The sequence below is a fragment of the Bacillus sp. SIMBA_008 genome (assembly GCF_046535495.1).
Taxonomy (GTDB): Bacteria; Bacillota; Bacilli; order Bacillales; family Bacillaceae; genus Bacillus; species Bacillus subtilis.
In genome coordinates this window covers 1-260 of record NZ_JAWRWL010000709.1, presented here as the reverse complement: position 1 = coordinate 260, position 260 = coordinate 1, and the positions used below count along the sequence as shown (strand labels likewise).

The 260-nt window shown below is 45.4% G+C and carries 1 pseudogene; it reads right to left on the bottom strand.

The features are described 5' to 3' along the window. A pseudogene (locus SB658_RS25090) lies at nucleotides 1–235 on the bottom strand (S9 family peptidase); the annotation flags it as partial. Between the last annotated feature and the right edge of the window lie 25 nt (nucleotides 236–260).

Here is a 260-nt window from a genome sequence, read left to right as displayed (position 1 = left end):
CTGAATGAACATCCACTTGAATGATCTGCGTAAAACGTCCATCTAAAAAGCCTCTGCCATCTGCTTTATAGGTTAAATCATCATATACCGCAGGAGCGAACTCATCTAGCTCTTCCTTCTTTTCATCATGAACAGATTCTGATGGTTTCAGTGACACAGCCGCATAAATGAAAGCTCCATCTAGTGAAAAGACAGGATGAGATACCCCGTAAGGAATCGCCGTTAAGGTGCGCACACCGCCTCCCTCGCTCTGAATGAGC